Source organism: Clostridium liquoris, from assembly GCF_002995785.1.
Classification (GTDB): domain Bacteria; phylum Bacillota; class Clostridia; order Clostridiales; family Clostridiaceae; genus Clostridium_AO; species Clostridium_AO liquoris.
The window spans coordinates 1-3,862 of the sequence record NZ_PVXO01000024.1 but is presented as its reverse complement, the minus strand read 5'-3'; the positions used below and the strand labels follow the sequence as shown (position 1 = coordinate 3,862).

General features: G+C 33.4%; 8 protein-coding genes and 1 other annotated feature. All 8 genes read left to right on the top strand.

The genetic code is table 11. The features are described from left to right. Positions 1-124 (top strand): EF-Tu C-terminal domain-related protein (locus CLLI_RS03950; protein ID WP_479723237.1); only part of this gene is annotated, 124 nt, incomplete at its 5' end. Between the two features lie 194 nt (positions 125-318). Beyond that, entirely contained in the window at positions 319-468 is a 150-nt protein-coding gene (gene rpmG / locus CLLI_RS03945) for a 50S ribosomal protein L33 (protein ID WP_035152304.1), read from the top strand. 40 nt (positions 469-508) lie between these two features. Beyond that, positions 509-739: a preprotein translocase subunit SecE gene (gene secE, locus CLLI_RS03940; RefSeq protein ID WP_106062945.1), complete on the top strand. Its 231-nt coding sequence runs from the start codon at positions 509-511 to the stop codon at positions 737-739. A 49-nt stretch (positions 740-788) separates the two neighbouring features. Continuing rightward, on the top strand, positions 789-1,310 hold the full coding sequence (gene nusG, locus CLLI_RS03935; protein ID WP_106062944.1) for a transcription termination/antitermination protein NusG: 522 nt from the start codon (positions 789-791) through the stop codon (positions 1,308-1,310). Between the two features lie 72 nt (positions 1,311-1,382). Then, positions 1,383-1,808, top strand: a complete 426-nt coding sequence (gene rplK, locus CLLI_RS03930) for a 50S ribosomal protein L11 (protein ID WP_106062943.1) — start codon at positions 1,383-1,385, stop codon at positions 1,806-1,808. Between the two features lie 57 nt (positions 1,809-1,865). Beyond that, positions 1,866-2,555, top strand: coding sequence for a 50S ribosomal protein L1 (gene rplA, locus CLLI_RS03925; protein ID WP_106062942.1), 690 nt, complete (start codon positions 1,866-1,868; stop codon positions 2,553-2,555). 38 nt (positions 2,556-2,593) lie between these two features. Further along, positions 2,594-2,726: a sequence feature (ribosomal protein L10 leader region), on the top strand. A 39-nt stretch (positions 2,727-2,765) separates the two neighbouring features. Next, positions 2,766-3,266 carry a 50S ribosomal protein L10 gene (gene rplJ / locus CLLI_RS03920; RefSeq protein ID WP_106062941.1) on the top strand — a complete coding sequence of 167 codons (501 nt, stop codon included), beginning with the start codon at positions 2,766-2,768 and terminating at the stop codon, positions 3,264-3,266. Positions 3,267-3,297: 31 nt separating this feature from the next. After that, positions 3,298-3,666 carry a 50S ribosomal protein L7/L12 gene (gene rplL / locus CLLI_RS03915; protein ID WP_106062940.1) on the top strand — a complete coding sequence of 123 codons (369 nt, stop codon included), beginning with the start codon at positions 3,298-3,300 and terminating at the stop codon, positions 3,664-3,666. Positions 3,667-3,862 lie beyond the last annotated feature (196 nt).

Below are 3,862 nucleotides of genomic sequence, written 5' to 3'. Positions count from 1 at the left end.
AGACCATATTGATATGACTGTTGAATTAATAACACCAATAGCAATGGATGAAGGATTGAGATTTGCTATAAGAGAAGGCGGAAGAACAGTTGGTTCAGGAGTTGTTACTAAAATAATTGAATAATATAGAATTTATTAGGACTGGGTTTCTAGACCTAGTCCTTTTAGAGGTTAAAGGAAATTTTTATTCTTTATAATAAATTGGATTGACATATAATTTGAATTATGTTAAATTATTAAGGTAATGCGTAAAATAAAATTAGAGTATCTCCCTGCGTTTATATAAATACCAGGATAAGTACCAGGAGGTGTAAAAAAATGAGAGTGAAAGTTACATTAGCTTGTACTGAATGTAAACAGAGAAATTATGACACAATGAAGAACAAGAAAAACGATCCAGATAGATTAGAAATGAGAAAATATTGTAGATTTTGCCGTAAACACACAATTCATAAAGAGACAAAATAATACATAGAGGCATCATTATTATATTCAGGGATGTGAAAAAATGAGCGCTGATCTAAAAAAAAGAAAAGAAGTTAAGGTAACCACTGATAAAGGTGGGATTATTAAATTTTTCAAAGATCTAAAGGGTGAATTTAAAAGAATTACCTGGGCCTCTAAAGAAGAAGTAAAAAAGGCTACCCTTATAGTTTTAGAATTTTGTTTTATATATATGGTGGCTATAGGTGGAATAGATTTTGTCTTTAATAAGTTATCTAAAATCATCTATAAATAAATATTAAAAAGGAGGTAGGGGTCGAGATAAGATTCCCGTCCCTTGAAATATGGCAGAGAGAGCTAGATGGTATGTAGTTCACACATACTCTGGGTATGAAAATAAGGTTAAGGTAAATCTTGAAAAGACTGTAGAAAATAGAAACCTTCATGACTGGATATGTGATGTTCAAGTTCCTATGGAGGAACAAGTTGAAATAAAAGATGGTAAAAAGAAAATAACATTAAAAAAGATATTTCCAGGATATGTGTTAGTGAAAATGGTTATGACAGATGATTCCTGGTATGTTGTTAGGAATACAAGAGGTGTCACTGGATTTGTTGGCCCAGGATCTAAACCTGTTCCATTGACTGACGAGGAAGTTACATCTATGGGAATTATGGAAAAGCAAGTAGATTTAGATATGGAAGTTGGAGAAAGTGTAAAAGTGGTTTCAGGACCTCTAGAAAACTTCCCGGCGGTTATACAAGAAATCAACATTGAAAAACATAAAGTTAAAGTTCTTGTTAACATGTTTGGCAGAGAAACACCTGTCGAACTTGATTTTAATCAAATAGATAAACTAGATTAACCTAAAAGGCGAAAGCCTTAATTAAGTGGGAGGATTTAATCCGTATAACCACATTTATAGGAGGTGTAAATTATGGCTAAAAAAGTTACAGGAATGATCAAACTTCAACTTCCTGCAGGAAAAGCAACTCCAGCACCACCAGTAGGACCTGCACTTGGTCAGCATGGTGTAAATATTATGGCGTTTACTAAGGAATTTAATGCCAAGACAGCCAAACAGGCTGGATTAATAATTCCAGTTGTAATTACAGTATATCAGGACAGATCTTTTAGTTTTATACTAAAGACTCCTCCAGCAGCAGTTCTTATAAAGAAGGCAGCTGGAATTGAAAGCGGTTCTGGTGTTCCAAACAAAACTAAAGTTGCTAAACTAACTAAAGAACAGTTGAAGCAGATTGCCGAAACTAAAATGCCAGACTTAAATGCTGCATCATTAGAAGCTGCTATGAGTATGGTAGCTGGTACAGCAAGAAGTATGGGTGTAACTATAGAAGAATAGTTATAACCTTAAATAGGTGGGAGGCAAAAACCGTTAAAACCACAAAGGAGGATTAGTATGGGAAAGAATTATATTGAGAGTGCTAAATTAGTTGATAAGAATACTTTATATACTTCTGCAGAAGCAATGGATTTAGTTGTTAAAACTTCTAAAGCTAAGTTTGATGAAACAATAGAATTAGCTATAAGACTTGGAGTTGATCCAAGACATGCAGACCAGCAAGTAAGAGGAGCAGTAATACTTCCTCATGGAACTGGCAAAACTGTTAGAGTATTAGTGTTTGCAAAAGGTGAAAAGGCTAAGGAAGCTGAAGCAGCTGGAGCAGATTATGTTGGAGCTGAAGAATATGTTGAAAGAATCCAGAAAGAAAACTGGTTCGATTTTGATGTAGTTGTTGCTACCCCAGATATGATGGGATTGGTTGGAAGATTAGGTAGAGTATTAGGGCCTAAAGGATTAATGCCAAATCCAAAATCAGGTACAGTTACATTTGATGTAGCTAAAGCGTTATCAGACATAAAAGCTGGTAAAGTTGAATATAGAGTAGACAAAACTTCTATAATTCACGTTCCAATTGGAAAGAAATCTTTTGGTGCTGAAAAGTTAGCTAATAACTTCCGTTCATTAATGGAAGCTGTGGTAAAAGCTAAACCAGCAGCAGCTAAAGGACAGTATATTAAATCAGTAGTTATTTCAAGCACAATGGGACCTGGAATAAAAATAAATCCAACTAAAGTGTTAGAATAGTATTGACACAGGTTTAAAATTTTGATATTATTTTAAAGGTTGAATAAGTAAATATACCGTAGACAGTAGGTGCATAAGCGTAACGGGCAACCAACCTACCGAGGGTTCCAATATATGATTAGGTATAATTGGTTTCTCCATGTCTACGGAGAAACCTTTAATTTTTATATAAGTTATATGCAGTTTAAACTGTGAGGAGGTGGACACACAGTGAATAAGAATAGACAGATAAAAGAGGCTAAAATAGCTGAAATCAAAGAAAAAATGCAGAAATCTGAAGGTATTGTGTTAGCACATTATCAAGGATTAACAGTTGAAGAAGACACTGAATTAAGAAAAAACTTAAGAGAAGCAGGTGTAGAATATAAGGTATACAAAAATACTTTAAGTATTTTAGCTGCTAAAGAGCTAGGATATGACGGTATAACAAATTTACTTGAAGGACCTGTTTCAATAGCATTTGGATATGAAGATCCAACTGCTCCAGCAAGAGTTCTTAATGATTTTGCAAAAGATCATAAGAAGCTTGAACTAGTAGGTGCTATAGTTCAGGGTGAAATTTTTGATGCAGCAAAAACAAAAGAATTTGCATCAATACCACCAAAGGACGTACTTATTGCAAAATTACTTGGAAGCTTAAAAGCTCCATTATCAAATCTTGTATACTTATTAAATGCAATTAAGGGGAAAAAAGAATCTGAGGAAGTTTAATTAAATTAAGAAAATTTGGAGGTGCTTAATAATGACTAGAGAAGAAATCATTCAAGCTATAAAAGAAATGAGCGTTTTAGAATTAAATGAATTAGTAAAAGCATGTGAAGAAGAATTTGGTGTAAGCGCAGCTGCACCAGTTGCAGTAGCAGGTGCTGCAGGAGCAGGCGCTGCACCAGCTGAAGAAAAAACTGAATTCGATGTTGTATTAGCTAGTATTGGATCAGAAAAGATTAAAGTTATAAAAGCAGTTAGGGAAATAACTGGTTTAGGATTAAAGGATGCTAAAGAAATAGTTGACGGAGCTCCTAAGACATTAAAAGAAGGCGTAGCTAAAGAAGAAGCTGAAGCTATGAAAGCTAAATTAACTGAAGTTGGAGCAACTGTAGAATTAAAATAGTTTAAATACAAATGACATAAAAAGAGGTACTTTTAATAAGTGCCTCTTTTTTAAATAATAGTGTTTTAAAATCTTAGAGTATAATTTTAGTAGGCAAAAGTAGTAATAATTACTGCTTAAAAAATTAAAAGGAGATACAAAAAGTATCTCCCACATACATAAAAAATCCATTATAATGTAAGTTGATATTACTATA

What these genes read in the sequence shown, in the direction of transcription:
- rpmG (WP_035152304.1), top strand. Translation starts at nt 319, where the DNA reads ATGAGAGTGAAAGTTACATTAGCTTGTACTGAATGTAAACAGAGAAAT.
- secE (WP_106062945.1), top strand. Translation starts at nt 509, where the DNA reads ATGAGCGCTGATCTAAAAAAAAGAAAAGAAGTTAAGGTAACCACTGAT.
- nusG (WP_106062944.1), top strand. Translation starts at nt 789, where the DNA reads ATGGCAGAGAGAGCTAGATGGTATGTAGTTCACACATACTCTGGGTAT.
- rplK (WP_106062943.1), top strand. Translation starts at nt 1,383, where the DNA reads ATGGCTAAAAAAGTTACAGGAATGATCAAACTTCAACTTCCTGCAGGA.
- rplA (WP_106062942.1), top strand. Translation starts at nt 1,866, where the DNA reads ATGGGAAAGAATTATATTGAGAGTGCTAAATTAGTTGATAAGAATACT.
- rplL (WP_106062940.1), top strand. Translation starts at nt 3,298, where the DNA reads ATGACTAGAGAAGAAATCATTCAAGCTATAAAAGAAATGAGCGTTTTA.